Raw genomic sequence first — 17,609 nt, forward strand, 5'->3', positions numbered from 1 at the left:
ATATTCATCGTCACTGAACAAAAGATAGCCGCTTTCAGGCACTGTGCTTTATTACCGCCCGAACTAAAGGTAAAGGGTCTATAGTTACTGATGCGCTAATAAATAAGGGTACGGAGAATACCATGACCACCACCAAGCAACCTGGATTCGCACCTGCAGCCTCGCCGCATGCCGCAACCGCCGTTCATACGCCGGAAGAGCATATTGTCGCCGGAGAGACCTCTATTCCCTCTCAGGGGGAAAACATGCCGGCTTACCATGCCCGCCCGAAAAACGCCGATGGCCCATTGCCGATCGTCATCGTGGTGCAGGAAATCTTCGGCGTGCATGAGCATATTCGCGATCTTTGTCGTCGCCTGGCGCAGGAAGGCTATCTGGCTATCGCGCCTGAATTGTACTTCCGTCAGGGCGATCCGAATGAGTATCACGATATCCCGACCCTGTTTAAAGAGCTGGTTACGAAGGTGCCGGACGCGCAGGTGCTGGCGGATCTCGACCACGTCGCCAGCTGGGCGGCGCGCCATGGCGGCGATGCCCATCGTCTGCTGATCACCGGCTTCTGCTGGGGCGGACGTATCACCTGGCTATATGCTGCCCATAACCCGCAGTTGAAGGCGGCGGTAGCCTGGTACGGCAAACTGGTAGGAGAAAAATCGCTGAATTCGCCAAAACACCCGGTGGATATCGCCGTCGATCTCAACGCCCCGGTACTCGGCCTGTACGGCGCTAAAGACGCCAGCATTCCACAGGACACCGTCGAAACCATGCGCCAGGCGCTGCGGGCGGCCAACGCCACGGCGGAAATCGTGGTCTATCCTGAAGCCGATCACGCCTTTAACGCCGACTATCGCGCCAGCTATCACGAAGAGTCAGCCAAAGACGGCTGGCAGCGGATGCTCGACTGGTTTGCTCAATATGGCGGTAAAAAAGGGTAATCGTCCGAAGCAGGAAAAAAAGGAGGCAAATGCCTCCTTTTTGCTTTTTCGGGTGACGATCAGGCAGATTGACGCAGGTTACGCGCCGCTTGCACCATATTCGCCAGCGCGGCGCGAGTCTCCGGCCAGCCCCGGGTTTTCAGGCCGCAGTCCGGGTTAACCCACAGCCGCTCCGCCGGGATACGCTGCGCGGCTTTTTCCAGCAGCGCTTCGATCCACTCCACGCTCGGTACGTTTGGCGAGTGAATATCATATACCCCCGGCCCGATTTCATTGGGATACTCGAACACTTCGAACGACTCCAGCAGTTCCATGTCTGAACGCGAGGTTTCAATGGTGATCACGTCGGCGTCCAGCGCGGCGATGGAGTCCATGATGTCGTTGAACTCGCAATAGCACATGTGGGTATGGATCTGAGTGTCGTCTTTGGCCACCGCGGCGTTAAGGCGGAAGGCTTCCACACCCCACTGCAGATAGGCATCCCAATCGCTGCGCTTCAGCGGTAACCCTTCGCGCAAGGCAGGCTCATCAATCTGGATGATGCCGATACCGGCCGCTTCCAGATCCGCCACTTCATCACGCAGGGCCAGCGCAATCTGTTTCGCGATGGTTTCACGGCTGACGTCTTCCCGCGGGAAGGACCAGCACAGAATCGTCACCGGTCCAGTGAGCATCCCTTTCACCGGCTTGTCGGTCAGCGACTGCGCGTACTTCGCCCATTCGACGGTGATCGCCTGTGGACGGCTGACGTCGCCGATCACCACCGGCGGCTTCACGCAGCGGGAGCCATAGCTCTGCACCCAGCCGTTTTGCGTGAAGATGAAACCGTCCAGATGCTCACCGAAGTATTCCACCATATCGTTCCGCTCGGCTTCCCCGTGCACCAGTACGTCTAATCCTAACCGCTCCTGCTCGACGATCGCCTGCTTAATATGTTCCGCAATGCCGGTACGATAATGACTGGCGTCCAGATTGCCCTTTTTGAAGTCCAGGCGCAGGCCGCGGATCTCGGTCGTCTGCGGGAATGACCCGATAGTGGTGGTCGGCCACGCCGGCAGGTTAAAGCGTTGACGCTGCGCCTGAGCGCGAACCTCATAGGGGCTGGCGCGCTGGCTGTCCTGAGCGGTGATCGCCGCCAGCCGTTTTTCCACCGCCGGGTTGTGTACGCGCGTCGAATGGCGACGGGCATGGACTGGCGCGCTCCACTCGGTAATCGCCGCGGTATCGCCGCTGTTCAGCGCATCGCGCAGCAGCGCCAGCTCACCGCATTTTTGCAGCGCGAAGGCAAACCAGCTCTTCACTTCCGCATCAAGGCGCGTCTCCACGCTCAGGTCGATCGGGCTGTGCAACAGAGAGCAGGATGTCGCGACCCACAGTTCGCGCTTACCGACGAGGTTTTTAATTTGCGCATATTTTTCGGCGAGATCGGCGCGCCAGACGTTACGCCCATTGATCAGGCCGGCGGACAGCAGCCAGTCGGCAGGAAGACATTTATGCAGTTCGGCGACATCATCTTTACCGTGGACCAGATCGACGTGCAGCCCCTGGACCGGCAGCGCAGCAATGGTCTCGAGATTGTCGCTAACGCCTTCAAAATAGGTGGTCAGCAGCAGTTTGACCTGGCCCTGCAGGGCGTCATAAGCCGGTTTAAAGGCCTCCAGCCACGCTGGCGGCAGCTCCAGCACCAGCGCCGGTTCATCAATCTGCACCCACTCAATGCCGCGTTTCGCCAGTTCGGCCAGCACCTGCTGATAAACCGGCAGGATGTCATTCAGCAGGCTCAGACGGTCAAACGGTTCGCCTTTCACTTTGCCCAGCCACAGATAGGTCACCGGCCCCAGCAGCACGGGCTTGATCTTGTGGCCCAGCGCCAGCGCTTCGTCCACTTCATCCAGCAGTTGGGTCCAGGTCAGTTTGAACTGCTGGCCCTTCACGAACTCTGGCACCATGTAGTGATAGTTGGTGTTGAACCACTTGGTCATTTCCGCAGCGGCCGCTGGCTCGCCGGTGGGAGCGCGGCCGCGGCCAATGCGGAACAGGGTATCGATATCGACAGAGCCGTCTTTGTTCTGATGACGAGCCGGCACGTTGCCAAGCAGCAGGCTGGTGGTCAGAACATGGTCGTACCAGGCGAAATCGCCCACCGGCAGCAGGTCAATACCGGCCTGCTTCTGCTGCTCCCAATGACGGGCGCGCAGTTCCCGGCCTACCGCCAGCAGCTCCTCGCGAGTGGCATTGCCCGCCCAGTAGCTCTCTTGCGCTTTTTTCAGCTCGCGGCGCAGGCCAACGCGAGGGAAACCGAGGGTGTGGTTAATAATTGTCATTTTTTGAGCCTCATAATTGCAATCCGAAAGATTTCGGATTTAGGGAAGGCGGCAAACTTGCTCATCCCCAGGAGCTTACTGAAGTCAGTGACTGGGGTGAGGAAGTGCAGCCAACGCACCATAAATTCGAAAGATAAAGGATTTAGCCATCCAGATGTTTACACATCCATAATTGGCAGTTACTGTATATTCCTCAAGCGCAAATTGCTCATGGCGAAGTGAAGGACTTTCATGATCGAAATTAAACATCTGAAAACGCTGCAAGCGTTGCGGAACAGCGGTTCACTGGCGGGCGCAGCGGCTGCCCTGCATCAGACCCAGTCCGCCTTGTCTCACCAGTTCAGCGATCTGGAACAGCGCCTCGGCTTTCGTCTCTTTGTGCGTAAGAGCCAGCCGCTGCGTTTTACTCCTCAAGGGGAGATCCTCTTACAGCTGGCCAACCAGGTGCTGCCGCAGATCGCTCGCGCCCTGCAGGACTGTAACGAACCACAACAGACCCGGCTGCGGCTGGCTATCGAATGCCACAGCTGTATTCAGTGGCTCACGCCGGCGCTGGAGAATTTCCGCGCCCGCTGGCCGCACGTGGAAGTCGACTTCCATTCCGGCGTCACCTTCGACCCGCAGCCTGCGCTGCAGCAGGGCGAACTGGATCTGGTCATGACATCAGATATCCTGCCGCGCAGCGGTCTGCACTACTCGCCAATGTTTGATTATGAGGTGCGCCTGGTGCTGGCGCCTGAGCACCCGTTAGCCATGAAGACGCTGATTACGCCGGAGGATCTGGCCACGGAAACGCTGCTGATTTATCCCGTGCAGCGCGGACGCCTCGACATCTGGCGTCATTTCCTGCAGCCGGCCGGCATCAGTCCCCAGCTGAAAAGCGTCGATAACACGCTGTTGCTGATCCAGATGGTGGCCGCCCGGATGGGTATCGCCGCGCTGCCGCACTGGGTGGTGGAAAGTTTTGAACGCCAGGGTCTGGTGGTGACCAAAACCCTGGGCGAGGGATTATGGAGCCGGCTGTACGCGGCCGTTCGCGATGGCGAACAGCGTCAACCGGTCACCGAAGCGTTTATTCGCTCTGCGCGGAACCACGCGTGCGATCATCTGCCGTTTGTCCGGAGTGCGGAGCGACCCAGCGTCGATGGACCCACAGCGAGGCCAGGATCACCAACGCTCCGCTAATAAAGCTCGGCCAGTGCGGCTGCTCCTGCCAGATGGCAAGGTTAACCAACAGCCCGGCGGGGACATGGACGTTATTCATGATCCCCAGCGTGCCGGCATCCACCTGAGTGGCGCCATAGTTCCACATAAAGTAGCCCAGCCCGGAAGCCACGACGCCAAGCCACACCAGCACGCTCCACTGCAGCCTGGTGGTCGGCAGCTTCTGTGGGTTGCCCAGCATAAACCATGCCGCCACCGCCACGATAAAGGCCCCGACATAGAACCAGGCAAAGGCATTGTGCTGCGGCATCGGTCGCACCTCCATCAGGCGCTTGTAACCCACCATCCCGATGGCGAAGCAGAGGTTTGACAACTGCACCAGTAACAGCCCGGTCCAGAAATGATCGCTGACTTTGTCGTAACGGATAATCGCCGCCCCCAGCACCGCCAGCGCGGCGCTCAGCAGATAGCCCCAGCGTAGTTTACGTCCGCTGAGCAAATCGTAGATCAGCGTGATATACAACGGGGTAAACACGGTAAACAGCAGGAATTCCGAGACCGTCAGATAGAGATAGGCGCGAAAGGCCAGCAGGTACATGATGCCAAGCTGCATCGCGCCCACCAGCATATAGAGTACGATCGTGCGCGGAGACTGGCCGCGCGTCCGCAGGAAAGGCAGGAACACCAGCGCCGCCAGGCCCACGCGCATCAGCACCGAAAAATAGCTGTCGACGCTACCGGCCAGGTACTCGCCAATCAGGCTGAAAGAAAAGGCCCACAGGATAGTGGTGATAATTAACAGCGCCACAATGGTCGTCTCGTTGGATAAAGAACAGGCATTGTAGCGAAGAGTCAGGTTGACGACTGGACAGTTATTCGCCAGTCGTCAATCTTTTTCAGTCGAGGTACAGCTTACGCAGATAGTGCGGGACCGCATCGTCGGCGTTGCTGCCGATCACTTCCAGCTCCGGATGCAGATCCTTCAGCCGCTGGTGGGCGTTGGCCATAATGCAGCCTTTACCGGCCATCGACAGCATCTCGGCGTCGTTCATGCCGTCGCCGAAAGCGATGCAATCGGACAGACTGTAGCCGAGCATTTTCGCCACCGCCTCCAGCGCATGCCCCTTCGATACCCCGCCCGCCATCACCTCCAGGCAGGTTAAGGTGGAGAAGCTGACGTTCACGCGATCGCCCCAGCGGGCGTTCATCGCCTGCTCAAGCGGCAGTAGATGTTCGTGATCCTCACAGGTAAAGAACACCTTGCTGATCCCCTGCGGATCCAGTTCGCCCGGCTCATACAGCTTGTAGTTAAACACCGCCTCTTTGAAAAAGCGCATCTCTTCCGGGCGATGGCGGTTCATATACCACTCATCTTCCCGATAGACGTTAGTGACAATTTTCGGGTCGTTGCGCACGATTTCAAACAGGTCGGCGGCAATATCGCGGTCGAGGTTATGGGCGAAAATTTGCTGGCCATCGCTATCGTGAACGCGGGCGCCGTTAGAGGTGATCATGTACGACCGGATGCCGAGATTATCGCGGATCTGCCCGACGTCGATGTAGTGTCGGCCAGTGGCGAAGACGAAATTGATCCCACGAGCGGTAAGCAGCTTCAGCGTCTCCTTGGCATACGGGGTCAGGAAATGATCGGGGGAAAGCAGCGTGCCGTCTAAATCTGACGCAACAACCTGGTACATAAAAAAGTTAACCTCTAAGCAGGGCGACGAGCGTTATCGTCGGATTAAGTATGTCGATTGAAAAACTCGACGATGGCATTGAGCGCGACTGAGCGCATAGCGTCCTTTTCAAAAAGGATCTCATGGTATGCCCCTTCAATGACGAGCGGCTTTCCGCCCTCACAGGGATGGCCGGTGGCGGCCCGTAATTCACAATAGCGGTCGTGCATCAGATTATCGACCACCCGCTCCTCTTCCGCCTGCAGCAGCAGCGTCGGGGCCGTATCTTTCTCCACATTCGCCAGCACTTCATCACCGGCCAGCATGCCTTCGCGCACCCAGTGCCAGGTCGGGCCGCCGACCTGCAGTCGCGGCTCGTCGGCATAGAAGCGCAGGTTACGACGATAGCGTTGTCGACTGTGCGTCAGCACGTTAACGGCAAAAGGCAGCGCCCGCCAGCGTCCGGTGCCGATGGCATACTCTTCGCGAATGCGCTGATGGCCCTCAGCCCAGTCGAGAATATGCCGCACCATCCAGTCCGGCAGCCGAATGATAATCCCGAACATCGGCGCGCAGAGCGCAATGGCATCGCAATGCGCCTGGTAGCGTTGCAGAAAAAGCGTGGCAATCGCCCCGCCCATAGAGTGAGCGAGGATAAACCGTTTTCGCCAGTGGCCCGGGACCACCTGCTGCTGCCAGAGCGCAGCCAGGTCATCAACATAATCGCTGAAGTTAACCACGTGCCCGCGGTGGGTATCAGAGAGCAGACGACCCGAGCGTCCCTGGCCGCGATGATCAATGATCATTACGTCAAAGCCGCTGTGAAAGAGATCGTAGGCCACTTCAGCATACTTCACGTAGCTTTCGATGCGCCCGGGGCAAATCAGCACCAGCCGATCGTTATTTTGCGCGCAAAAGCGAACAAAGCGTACCGGTACATCATCGACGCCTTTAAATTCAGCCTCTTCGCGCTGTCGCCAGAAATCCGTCAGCGGCCCCATGCTAAAGGCCGCAAACGCGTTTTCTCGTGTTTCCCAGTCCTTTTTCTGCCCAAACATCGGGTTTACACCCCTGTTAACCGCTGAAAATCGTTTTTTTGCCGTGTATCACACAATGCTGACACAATAGCGTATTGTGGCATAAAAACAGACAATCAGGGAGTTTCTCATGACCATTGAGTGGTGGTTCGCCTACCTGCTGACATCAATCATTCTCAGCCTGTCCCCGGGTTCCGGAGCGATTAATACCATGACCACCTCCATTAACCACGGTTACCGCGGCGCGGTGGCGTCGATTGCCGGTTTGCAGACCGGGCTGGCCATTCATATCGTGCTGGTCGGCGTCGGCCTCGGCACTCTCTTCTCCCGCTCGGTGCTGGCCTTTGAGGTGCTGAAATGGGCCGGCGCAGCCTACCTGATCTGGCTGGGTATCCAGCAATGGCGCGCGGCAGGGGCCATCGACCTGAATACGCTGGCGAAGGCGCAGACCCGCGGCAAACTGTTCCAGCGGGCGGTGTTCGTGAATCTCACCAATCCTAAAAGCATCGTTTTTCTGGCCGCCCTGTTTCCACAGTTTATCCTGCCCCACCAGCCCCAGGTGATGCAGTATCTCGTTCTGGGCGTCACCACCATCGTCGTCGATATCATTGTGATGATTGGCTATGCAACCCTCGCACAGCGCATTTCAGCATGGATTAAGGGGCCAAAGCAGATGAAGGCGCTGAACAAAGTCTTTGGTTCACTGTTTATGCTGGTTGGGGCGCTGCTTGCCTCCGCCCGTCACGCCTGAATGATGGAATCTCGCTCGCAAAGAGAGGTTCGCCTGGCGGGCGAAGCCATCTCTCTGCGCGAGCCGGCGCGCAAAGCGGGAAATTAATCTTTTTGCCCGCTGTCGACGCTGAGCCCGCCGTGCCAGGATGCCGTCAGAGACGTGATTCACGGATGAACGGCGATGGCAGAAACGGCGACCCCACATGATGCGGTATTTAAAACTTTTCTGTCGCGGGCAGAGACAGCGCGCGATTTTATCGAGATCCACCTGCCACCGTCGTTAACAGCGATCTGCAAACTGGATACCCTGCGTCTGGAATCCGGCAGCTTTCTTGAAGACGATCTCAGGCCCTACTACAGCGATATTCTCTATTCGCTGGAAACCACCCGCGGTAAAGGGTATGTCCATGTTCTGATCGAGCACCAGAGCGCCCCCGATAAACTGATGGCCTTTCGCTTAATGCGCTATGCCGTCGCCGCCATGCAGCGCCATCTGGAGAGCGGCCATAAAACGCTGCCTCTGGTTATTCCGGTCCTCTTCTATCAGGGACGACGCAGCCCCTATCCCTGGTCTATGAGCTGGCTGGATAATTTCGCCGATCCCGAGACCGCCCGCCAGCTCTATAGCGGGGCGTTTCCGCTGGTCGATATCACGGTGATCCCCGACGACGACATTATGCAGCACCGCAGCATGGCGGCCCTGACGCTGGTGCAAAAACACATCCGCCAGCGCGATATGGCGCAATTGCTGGATAAGTTGACCCAACTCTTAATGCTGGAGCAGATGAGCGGACAACAAATCACCGTATTGGTAAACTATATGGCTCAGGCAGGGGATGCCGAGGATACTCGGGCACTCTTATACGGGCTGGCACAGCGCGTGCCGCAGCATGGAGGATTACTGATGACGCTGGCGGAAACATGGCTCGCAGAAGGTATGGAAAAAGGCATCAGGAAAGGCGTACAGCAAGGCATAAAGGAAGGTATAAAGGAAGGTATAAAGGAAGGCAAACATCAGGCCTTGCTGCAGGTTGCCGAAGCGATGCGCAAACGCGGGATTGATGACGAAGCGATTATGGAAATGACCGGTCTGTCTGAAGACGAGCTGCAGCGGCTTCGTCACTGACACTTTCTCCACCCGGATAAAGCCGGGTGGAGCATCGCGCCAGGTTAACGCGAGATTATCAGGTGGATGCCGAAGCCCGCAAACAGCGTGCCGGCGATACCGTCGATCCACTTCGCCATCCGCTGATAGCCGCGGCGCATCCCCGGCAGGGCGAACAGGCTGGCAACCACCAAAAACCAGGCCAGCGTCTCCATGATAATCAGCAGAAAAATGCCCCAGCGCGCGCCGGCGCCAACGCTGTCACCGACGAACAGCGAAAACACCGAGCCGAAGTAGATAATCGCTTTCGGGTTCGCCAGATTGGTCAGCAATCCCTTCAGGAAGCTGCGTCCGCTGCGGGCCAGTTCAACCTGCGGTTCTGCCGGGGACACCGCCTCTTTTTTCAACGCGCCGCGCAACATCTGATAGCCCATCCAGCACAGGTACAAGCCACCGCCGATCATAATGATGTTGTGCAGCCATGCCATTCTGGCGAGGATCAGGTTCAGGCCGAGCAGCGCAACCCCCGCCCAGATCATCACGCCGCAGGTGATCCCCAGTACGCCCATCATCGCCTCTCTGCGCGAGCGGCTGATGGCCGTTTGTGAGACAAAGAAAAAATCCGGCCCCGGGCTCATTAGCGCAATGATATGCACCAGCGCCACGGTGAGGAAAAGCATCAGCATAGTTAACTCGCAGGAAAATAATGAAGAGGATAACTATTCTGGCACTTTTATAGCCAGCTGACTACTCATCGTCGCCATCGACATGCGACCGGATCAGCGCCATAAACGGCTTGCCGAAACGCTCGAGTTTACGTGTCCCTACGCCGTTGACGCTGAGCATTTCGCCAGCGGTTAGCGGCGACTGCTCCGCCATCTCAATCAGCGTCGCGTCGTTGAAGACCACGTACGGGGGAATGTTTTCTTCATCGGCAATCGCTTTACGTAACTTGCGCAGCTTGGCAAACAGCTTACGATCGTAATTACCGCCGAAGGATTTCTGCATCGCCTTCGGCTTCAGCGCCACGATACGCGGTACGGCAAGCTGCAGCGGAACGTCGCCGCGCAGCACCGGGCGTGCGGCTTCGGTCAGCTGCAGCGCGGAGTGCTGGGCGATATTCTGCGTCACCAGCCCAAGGTGAATCAGTTGGCGGATCACGCTCACCCAGTGCTCGTGACTCTGTTCCCGGCCGATACCGTATACCGGGAGCTTATCGTGGCCCATCTCGCGGATGCGCTGATTGTTGGCGCCACGCAGGACTTCCACCACGTAACCCATCCCGAAGCGCTGGTTAACCCGATAAATAGTGGAGAGCGCCTTGCGGGCGTCCATTAAGCCATCATACTGCTTCGGCGGATCAAGACAGATATCGCAGTTACCGCACGGCTCCTGGCGTCCTTCGCCAAAGTAGTTCAGCAGCACCAGACGACGACAGGTCTGGGCTTCAGCAAACGCCCCCATCGCGTTCAGCTTATGCCGTTCGATATCCTGCAGCGGTCCGGCGGGCTTCTCTTCCAGACAGCGGCGCAGCCACGCCATGTCCGCCGGATCGTAAAACAGCATCGCTTCCGCCGGCAGGCCGTCACGCCCGGCGCGGCCGGTCTCCTGATAGTAGGATTCAATATTGCGCGGGATATCAAAATGCACCACAAAGCGGACGTTCGGCTTGTTGATGCCCATCCCAAAGGCCACTGTCGCCACCACAATCTGCAGATCGTCGCGCTGGAATTTCTCCTGCACGTCGGCGCGCACGTCGTTTTCCAGGCCGGCATGGTAAGCCGCCGCGCTGATGCCGCGGCTCTGCAGACGCGCGGCGGTATCTTCCACTTTCGAACGGCTGTTGCAGTAGATAATGCCCGATTTGCCTCGCTGATCCTGGACGTAGCGCATCAGCTGGTCGAGCGGCTTGAATTTCTCCATCAGCATATAGCGGATGTTCGGCCGGTCGAAGCTGCTGACCTGAATCAGCGGATCGTTAAGTCCCAGCAGACGGACGATATCGCGGCGGGTGGTGTCATCGGCGGTGGCGGTCAACGCCATAAACGGGATCTGCGGCATCCGCTGACGCAGCTGGCCCAGCGCGGCATATTCCGGGCGGAAGTCATGGCCCCACTGAGAGATGCAGTGCGCTTCGTCCACCGCCAGCATCGCCAGATTCCAGTTCGCCAGATGCTCAAGGAAGTTGTCGAGCATCAACCGTTCCGGGGCGATATACAGCAGACGAACCTGCCCGCTGCGGCAGCCGGCCATCACGTCCTGCTGCTGTTCGCGGCTTTGCGTCGAGTTCAAACAGGCCGCCGCCACGCCGTTGGCCAGCAGTTGATCGACCTGATCTTTCATCAGCGAGATCAGCGGCGAGACCACGACCGTCAGGCCGCCCATGACCAGCGCCGGTACCTGATAACACAGCGACTTGCCGCCACCGGTCGGCATAACCACCAGGCAGTCACGGCCCTCGAGCGCCGTCTCGATAATCGTCTCCTGGCCAGGACGGAACTGCTGGTAGCCGAAGGTCTCTTGTAAAACCTGCCTAGCCAGCGATTCCTGATTTAATACTTCCGCCTGTGCCACGTTGACCCCATTTGCCTGAAAAGAAAACAGGCGCTATTTTCAGCGCCTGCGAGCCAGAGTGCAACGATTAAAACAGATCGTTAAGCATTAGCCCGACGCCGACGCGCGTTTGATTAAAGTTGTAGTCGATAAGCGATTCGCCGTAGCCGCTGTAGATCTGGGTGTAAGCGCGAACATGTTTGGTGATGGGATAGCTCACCCCAAGTTCCGCCCCGCCGTAGCCAGTATTCCAGTTGTATTGCCCCTGCGCGCTAAGGATCGCCTCGCCCAGCTGGTAGCCCACCTTCAGGCGGTAATAACCCATATATTTGGTGATGTCCGGGTTATCATCGGTGCTGCCCACCACATACCAGGGTTTCACTTCCACCAGCCAGTTGCCATTTTGCGCCATCAGGCGGGCATAAAGCCGGTTCCAGCTGCGCGAGGTGGGATCGGAACGGCCATTCGAGTCGTGGTTATATCCCATTTCGATATCGCGCAACGTCCAGCCGGCAAACTGATAGTCGGTCGCAAAGCCAAGAAACAGCTGGGGTTCGTAGTTGGTTTCGCGAAACGGCGCCGACTCTTTGCTGTTGGAGAGCTGCCACCAGGATTTCTGGGTATAGGACGCGCCGAGCAGCGAATTATCCCCCAGGATGCCGCGCCACAGCGGGAAGGCGAGGCTCAGCTGAAACTTCACTTCATCTTTACGGGCATTTTCGGCCCAGTCATAGCTGCGAATCGCCTCTTTATTGAGATCGCTGGTCCACGTGTAGAGCAGATAGTTGCTTTCATAAGGGTAGAGCAGAAAAGGATTATCATGATCCTGTAGCAGGTTGGCGATAATACTGCCGCGCACTGCTGGTTTGTCGTGTACCGACGCATCCTGCGCCATAACACCAGCCGGTAGCGCGCACAGCGCCGCCAGGCAGGCCAAAGAGATACGCATGCTGGTCTCCTGATAAATAGTTTTTATTTTTGTTTAACCTGAAGACATTCTACCTGTTTATTAATCCCCTGCCCCCTAATCCACTCCGAAAGTGGAAATCAATATTTTAGAAGCATAAAATCAACATTTTATTAACGAATGGAACCGGTGTTATGTCCGAACTTACTGCCGAAGCAGCTCTGAAACTGGTGGGGGAGATTTTCGTCTATCACATGCCGTTTAACCGCGCCCTCGGCCTCGAACTGGAGCGCTATGAAAAAGCGTTTGCCCAGCTCAGCTTTAATAATCAGCCGATGATGGTCGGCAACTGGGCGCAAAGCATTCTGCATGGCGGAGTGATCGCCTCCGCGCTGGACGTCGCCGCAGGGCTGGTCTGCGTTGGCAGCACCCTTACCCGCCATGACACTATCAACGAAGAAGAGCTGCGCCAGCGGCTTTCCCGCATGGGAACCATCGACCTGCGCGTGGACTACCTGCGTCCGGGCCGCGGCGAACGTTTTACCGCGACCAGCACCCTGCTGCGCGCCGGCAATAAAGTGGCGGTAGCCCGTGTGGAACTGCATAACGAAGCGCAGGTATATATTGCCAGCGCAACAGCGACCTATATGGTGGGTTGATTGGCCAAAATCGAGTAACATCACTCTCTTTGGCAATGGATTTTACCGATGGATGCGAAACAGACGCGGTTGGGGATTATTCTGGCCCTCGCCGCCTACTTTATCTGGGGTATCGCGCCGGCGTACTTCAAACTTATCTACTATGTTCCCGCCGATGAAATTCTGACCCATCGCGTGATCTGGTCTTTCTTCTTCATGGTGGCGCTCATCAGCGTCAGCCGCCAGTGGCCGCAGGTGAAAAAGCTGCTGAAGACGCCGCGCAAGATCTTCCTGCTGGCGCTCTCTGCGGTGCTGGTCGGCGGCAACTGGCTGCTGTTCATCTGGGCGGTGAATAACCACCATATGCTGGAAGCCAGTCTCGGCTACTTTATCAACCCGCTGGTGAATATTCTGTTAGGGATGATTTTCCTTGGCGAACGTTTCCGTCGCCTGCAGTGGCTGGCGATGATCCTCGCCTTTTGCGGCGTGCTGGTGCAGCTCTGGACCTTTGGTTCGCTGCCGATTATCGGCCTGGGGCTGGCCTTCAGCTTTGCCTTTTATGGTCTGGTGCGCAAGAAAATCGCTGTCGATGCGCAGACCGGCATGCTGGTGGAAACGCTGTGGCTGTTGCCGGTGGCGGCGATTTGGCTGTTCGGCATCACCGACAGCCCCACCAGCCATATGGGGCAGAACCCCTGGTCGCTCAATCTGCTGCTGATGGCGGCGGGCGTGGTGACCACCATCCCTCTGCTGTGCTTCACCGGGGCGGCAACGCGTCTGCGGCTCTCCACGCTGGGCTTTTTCCAGTACATCGGCCCAACGCTGATGTTCCTGCTGGCGGTGACGTTCTACGGCGAAGTGCCGGGCAAGGATAAAATGGTCACCTTTGGCTTTATCTGGGTGGCGCTGGCGATATTCGTGATGGATGCGGTGTATACGCAAAGACGGGGGCGTCGGAGCCAGTAGATTGCCGGATAGCGTCTGTGCCCTATCCGGCTTACAAAAGTCCAGCACCCAGGCCGGATAAGCGAAGCGCATCCGGCACAACAACTACAGCCAGTTTTTACGCTTGAAGTAGAGATACGGCGCCAGGCCGGCCAGCATCATAAAGACGATCGCCCCCGGATAGCCGAAGCTCCAGTGCAGCTCCGGCATAAATTCAAAGTTCATTCCGTAGCTGGAGGCCACCAGAGTTGGCGGCAGGAACACCACCGACACCACCGAGAAGATCTTAATGATGCGGTTCTGTTCGATATTGATAAAGCCCATCGCCGCCTGCATCAGGAAGTTCACCTTCTGGAACAGCGATTCGTTGTGCGGCAGCAGGGATTCGATATCGCGCAGGATCTCCCGCGCCTGCTCCAGCTGGCCCGCCGGCAGGCGCGCCTTACGTACGAGGAAGTTCAGCGCGCGCTGGGTATCCATCAAACAGAGGCGGACCTTCCAGCCGATATCTTCCAGTTCCGCCAGCGTCGACAGCGCTTCGTCGTACTCATCGCCCTGGTGGCCTTCCATAATCACGCGACTCAGCTTTTCCAGGTCGCTGTAGATGTTTTCTATCTCATCCGCCAGCTGTTCGATTTTGGTTTCGAACAGATCTAACAACAGCTCGTAAGCGTTGCCGTCCACCAGCGTCTGGTTACGCACGCGCATGCGGTAGAGGCGAAAAGCCGGCAGTTCACGCTCGCGCAGCGTAAACAGGCGCCCTTCGCGGATAGTAAACGCCACGGTAGAGTTACCCGCGTGATCGTCGGCATCTTCGAAAAAGAAGAAGGAGTGGATATGTAACCCGTCTTCATCTTCAAAGAAACGTGCGGAGGCTTCGATATCTTCCAGTTCCGGGCGCGTCGCCAGGTTCTGACCCAGTTCCGTCTGCACGCGGCTTCGCTCATCATCGTCAGGCTCGACCAGATCGACCCACACCGAGCTGGCGAGGTGCTTGATCTCATCGGCTTCCAGGCGCGTTAAACGATTGTTTTCCAGTTGAAATGCGCTCAGCATGACCGGGACTCCCAATGCAAAAAAATTATCGGACAGTTCGGTGGGCACACAGAAACAAATTGGGTTTCAGACCATTAAGCCTGACTCAGCGCGACGGGAATGGGGCAGGTCGCTGACAACCGCTAAGGCTATCAGCATAAGAGGATAGCCTTAGGAGTTGTTCCTGAATGACAGGAAGTTGAGCCAGCATCTACTGGGTGTGTCCAAGGCGAATGTCCTCTTAGCGTAATCGTGCGCGCATGTTACGCCAGCGCAAAATCGGCGTCAACACGCAACGGAACGCGAAAGCGCAAATCAGGCGCCTTAACGTATAAAGGTAGCAGAATATTACAAAATAATGATATTTTTCTTAAAGTTACACTTCCTCGAGCCGGGCGTAAGCCGCTACCAGCCATTTGATCCCCTGACCCTGAAATGCCACCTGCAGCCGGCTGTGCTCGCCGCTGCCTTCGAGGTTGACGATGGTGCCTTCGCCAAACTTCGGATGTCGTACGCGCTGGCCTAATTTGTAGCCGGTATCGCTCTCGGCAATCGGCGCGCCCAGTCGCTGATGGTTTACCGGGCGGCTTACCGTGGCCCGCAGACGCACCTCTTCTACGCACTCCTGCGGCAGTTCTCCAATAAAGCGCGACGGGCGATGGTAAACCTCTTTGCCGTACAGACGGCGGGTTTCCGCGTAGGTCAGCGTCAGCTTCTGCATGGCGCGCGTCACGCCAACGTAGGCCAGACGACGCTCTTCTTCCAGGCGGCCGCCTTCATCAAGGGCCATCTGGCTCGGGAACATCCCCTCTTCGACGCCGACGATGAACACCTGCGGGAACTCCAGCCCTTTCGCCGAGTGCAGGGTCATCAGCTGAACCGCGTCCTGCCAGGTGTCCGCCTGCCCTTCGCCCGCTTCCAGCGCGGCGTGGGAGAGGAACGCCTGCAGCGGCATCAGATCTTCATCTTCTTCGTTGTAGCTGAACTGGCGCGTCGCCGTCACCAGCTCCTCTAAGTTTTCAATACGGGTCTGGCCCTTCTCGCCTTTCTCCTGCTCGTACATCGCGCGCAGCCCGGAGTCTTTAATCACCCGATCGGTCTGGACGTGCAGCGGCATATCGGTGGTCTCCTGCGCCAGCGCGTCAATCAGCTCCATAAAGCGCTGCAAGGCGCTGGCGGCGCGACCGACCAGCGCTTTATCTTTCAGCAGCTCGCGGCTGGCCTGCCACAGCGTCAGCTGACGATCGCGCGACGTCTGGCGCACCACGTCCAGCGTGCGGTCGCCGATGCCGCGGGTCGGCGTATTGACTACGCGCTCAAACGCCGCATCGTCGTTGCGGTTGGCGATCAGACGCAGGTACGAGAGCGCATCTTTGATTTCCTGGCGCTCGAAGAAGCGCATGCCGCCATAGATGCGGTACGGCATGCTGGCCTGCAGAAGCGCCTCTTCCAGCACGCGCGACTGGGCGTTGCTGCGATAGAGGATGGCGCACTGCTCCAGCGCCCCGCCGTTCTCCTGCCAGGTTTTTATCCGGTTCACCACGAAGCGAGCTTCGTCGAGATCGTTGAAAGCGCAGTACAGCGAGATTGGCTCGCCGTCGGCGCCGTCGGTCCAAAGCTTCTTGCCCAGGCGACCGTTGTTGTTTTCAATCAGGGCGTTGGCGGCGCTGAGGATGTTGCTGGTCGAGCGATAGTTCTGCTCAAGGCGGATGGTTTCCGCACCGGGAAAATCGTTAAGGAAGCGCTGAATGTTCTCGACCTGCGCGCCACGCCAGCCGTAAATCGACTGATCGTCATCGCCGACGATCATCACCTTGCCGGTATCGCCCGCCAGCAGGCGGATCCAGGCGTATTGAATGTTGTTGGTATCCTGGAATTCGTCGACGAGGATATTGGTGAAACGCTCGCGGTAGTGCTGGAGGATATGCGGCTTATTCAGCCACAGCTCGTGGGCGCGCAGCAGCAGTTCGGCGAAGTCCACCAGCCCGGCGCGATCGCAGGCTTCCTGATAGGCCTGATAGACCTTCTGCCAGGTCTGCTCGACCGGGTTACCGTAGCTCTGAATATGATGCGGACGCAGCCCTTCATCTTTCTGGCTGTTGATGTACCACATCGCCTGACGCGGCGGCCACTGCTTCTCATCGAGGTTCATCGCCTTAATCAGACGCTTCAGCAGGCGCAACTGGTCTTCGCTATCAAGGATTTGGAAATCCTGCGGCAGGTTGGCGTCCAGATGGTGCGCGCGCAGCAGGCGGTGGGCCAGGCCGTGGAAGGTGCCCACCCACATGCCGCCCTGGGTGGTGCCCATCAGCTGGCCGATACGATGGCGCATCTCTGCCGCCGCTTTGTTGGTAAAGGTCACCGCCATAATAGAATACGGCGAGCAGTTCTCTACGCTCAGCAGCCAGGCGATACGGTGCACCAGAACGCGCGTCTTACCACTGCCCGCCCCTGCCAGCACCAGCATGTTGGTGCGCGAGGCCGCTACGGCTTCACGCTGTTTGTCATTGAGGCTGTCGAGCAGGTAAGAAACGTCCATTGGCACCGCCGGAAGAGAA

Annotated in this window: 15 protein-coding genes; 6 read left to right on the forward strand and 9 right to left on the reverse strand. The window is 57.9% G+C overall.

What is annotated here, in order from left to right; translation table 11 throughout:
• The first annotated feature begins 122 nt into the window (after positions 1–122).
• The gene (locus ABLV52_RS10865) at positions 123–935 is read left to right on the forward strand and encodes a dienelactone hydrolase family protein (protein WP_023291577.1); all 813 of its coding nucleotides are present in this window, start codon (positions 123–125) and stop codon (positions 933–935) included.
• Positions 936–994: 59 nt separating this feature from the next.
• Here the strand turns inward: ABLV52_RS10865 and metE are convergent, their stop codons facing one another.
• Positions 995–3,259 carry a 5-methyltetrahydropteroyltriglutamate--homocysteine S-methyltransferase gene (gene metE / locus ABLV52_RS10870; RefSeq protein ID WP_117136958.1) on the reverse strand — a complete coding sequence of 755 codons (2,265 nt, stop codon included), beginning with the start codon at positions 3,257–3,259 and terminating at the stop codon, positions 995–997.
• Between the two features lie 231 nt (positions 3,260–3,490).
• Here metE and metR point away from each other — a divergent pair, with 231 nt between their 5' ends.
• Complete coding sequence (gene metR, locus ABLV52_RS10875) at positions 3,491–4,444, forward strand: HTH-type transcriptional regulator MetR (RefSeq protein WP_032454519.1); 954 nt, start codon at positions 3,491–3,493, stop codon at positions 4,442–4,444.
• On the opposite strand, the gene ABLV52_RS10880 is transcribed toward metR, so the two are convergent.
• The 3 genes from ABLV52_RS10880 to pldB form a co-directional block, all read right to left on the reverse strand.
• Positions 4,332–5,231 carry a carboxylate/amino acid/amine transporter gene (locus ABLV52_RS10880; RefSeq protein ID WP_023291574.1) on the reverse strand — a complete coding sequence of 300 codons (900 nt, stop codon included), beginning with the start codon at positions 5,229–5,231 and terminating at the stop codon, positions 4,332–4,334. The two genes, metR and ABLV52_RS10880, sit on opposite strands and share 113 nt — an antisense overlap.
• A gap of 88 nt (positions 5,232–5,319) precedes the next feature.
• Positions 5,320–6,120: a sugar/pyridoxal phosphate phosphatase YigL gene (yigL, locus tag ABLV52_RS10885; RefSeq protein ID WP_017899394.1), complete on the reverse strand. Its 801-nt coding sequence runs from the start codon at positions 6,118–6,120 to the stop codon at positions 5,320–5,322.
• Between the two features lie 44 nt (positions 6,121–6,164).
• Positions 6,165–7,157 carry a lysophospholipase L2 gene (gene pldB / locus ABLV52_RS10890; RefSeq protein ID WP_348890364.1) on the reverse strand — a complete coding sequence of 331 codons (993 nt, stop codon included), beginning with the start codon at positions 7,155–7,157 and terminating at the stop codon, positions 6,165–6,167.
• Between the two features lie 109 nt (positions 7,158–7,266).
• Here pldB and rhtB point away from each other — a divergent pair, with 109 nt between their 5' ends.
• Positions 7,267–7,887, forward strand: coding sequence for a homoserine/homoserine lactone efflux protein (rhtB, locus tag ABLV52_RS10895; protein WP_023302337.1), 621 nt, complete (start codon positions 7,267–7,269; stop codon positions 7,885–7,887).
• Between the two features lie 162 nt (positions 7,888–8,049).
• Entirely contained in the window at positions 8,050–8,994 is a 945-nt protein-coding gene (locus ABLV52_RS10900; RefSeq protein WP_348890365.1) for an Rpn family recombination-promoting nuclease/putative transposase, read from the forward strand.
• Between the two features lie 44 nt (positions 8,995–9,038).
• Here the strand turns inward: ABLV52_RS10900 and rhtC are convergent, their stop codons facing one another.
• From rhtC to pldA, 3 genes are all read right to left on the reverse strand, one after another.
• Positions 9,039–9,659: a threonine export protein RhtC gene (gene rhtC, locus ABLV52_RS10905; protein ID WP_048336567.1), complete on the reverse strand. Its 621-nt coding sequence runs from the start codon at positions 9,657–9,659 to the stop codon at positions 9,039–9,041.
• A gap of 61 nt (positions 9,660–9,720) precedes the next feature.
• A complete protein-coding gene (gene recQ / locus ABLV52_RS10910; RefSeq protein ID WP_060591384.1) occupies positions 9,721–11,547 on the reverse strand; it encodes an ATP-dependent DNA helicase RecQ in 1,827 nt (608 codons plus the stop codon).
• A gap of 67 nt (positions 11,548–11,614) precedes the next feature.
• Positions 11,615–12,475: a phospholipase A gene (pldA, locus tag ABLV52_RS10915; protein ID WP_004886777.1), complete on the reverse strand. Its 861-nt coding sequence runs from the start codon at positions 12,473–12,475 to the stop codon at positions 11,615–11,617.
• A 152-nt stretch (positions 12,476–12,627) separates the two neighbouring features.
• Here pldA and yigI point away from each other — a divergent pair, with 152 nt between their 5' ends.
• Both yigI and rarD read left to right on the forward strand, forming a co-directional pair.
• Positions 12,628–13,092: an acyl-CoA thioesterase YigI gene (yigI, locus tag ABLV52_RS10920; protein WP_002883404.1), complete on the forward strand. Its 465-nt coding sequence runs from the start codon at positions 12,628–12,630 to the stop codon at positions 13,090–13,092.
• A 48-nt stretch (positions 13,093–13,140) separates the two neighbouring features.
• Positions 13,141–14,037, forward strand: a complete 897-nt coding sequence (gene rarD / locus ABLV52_RS10925; RefSeq protein ID WP_023291570.1) for an EamA family transporter RarD — start codon at positions 13,141–13,143, stop codon at positions 14,035–14,037.
• Between the two features lie 84 nt (positions 14,038–14,121).
• On the opposite strand, the gene corA is transcribed toward rarD, so the two are convergent.
• Both corA and uvrD read right to left on the reverse strand, forming a co-directional pair.
• On the reverse strand, positions 14,122–15,072 hold the full coding sequence (corA, locus tag ABLV52_RS10930; RefSeq protein WP_002883400.1) for a magnesium/cobalt transporter CorA: 951 nt from the start codon (positions 15,070–15,072) through the stop codon (positions 14,122–14,124).
• A gap of 355 nt (positions 15,073–15,427) precedes the next feature.
• The gene (gene uvrD / locus ABLV52_RS10935; protein ID WP_348890366.1) at positions 15,428–17,590 is read right to left on the reverse strand and encodes a DNA helicase II; all 2,163 of its coding nucleotides are present in this window, start codon (positions 17,588–17,590) and stop codon (positions 15,428–15,430) included.
• Positions 17,591–17,609: the final 19 nt, after the last annotated feature.

Source organism: Klebsiella sp. GB_Kp056 (genome assembly GCF_040064755.1).
GTDB lineage: Bacteria > Pseudomonadota > Gammaproteobacteria > Enterobacterales > Enterobacteriaceae > Klebsiella > Klebsiella quasipneumoniae.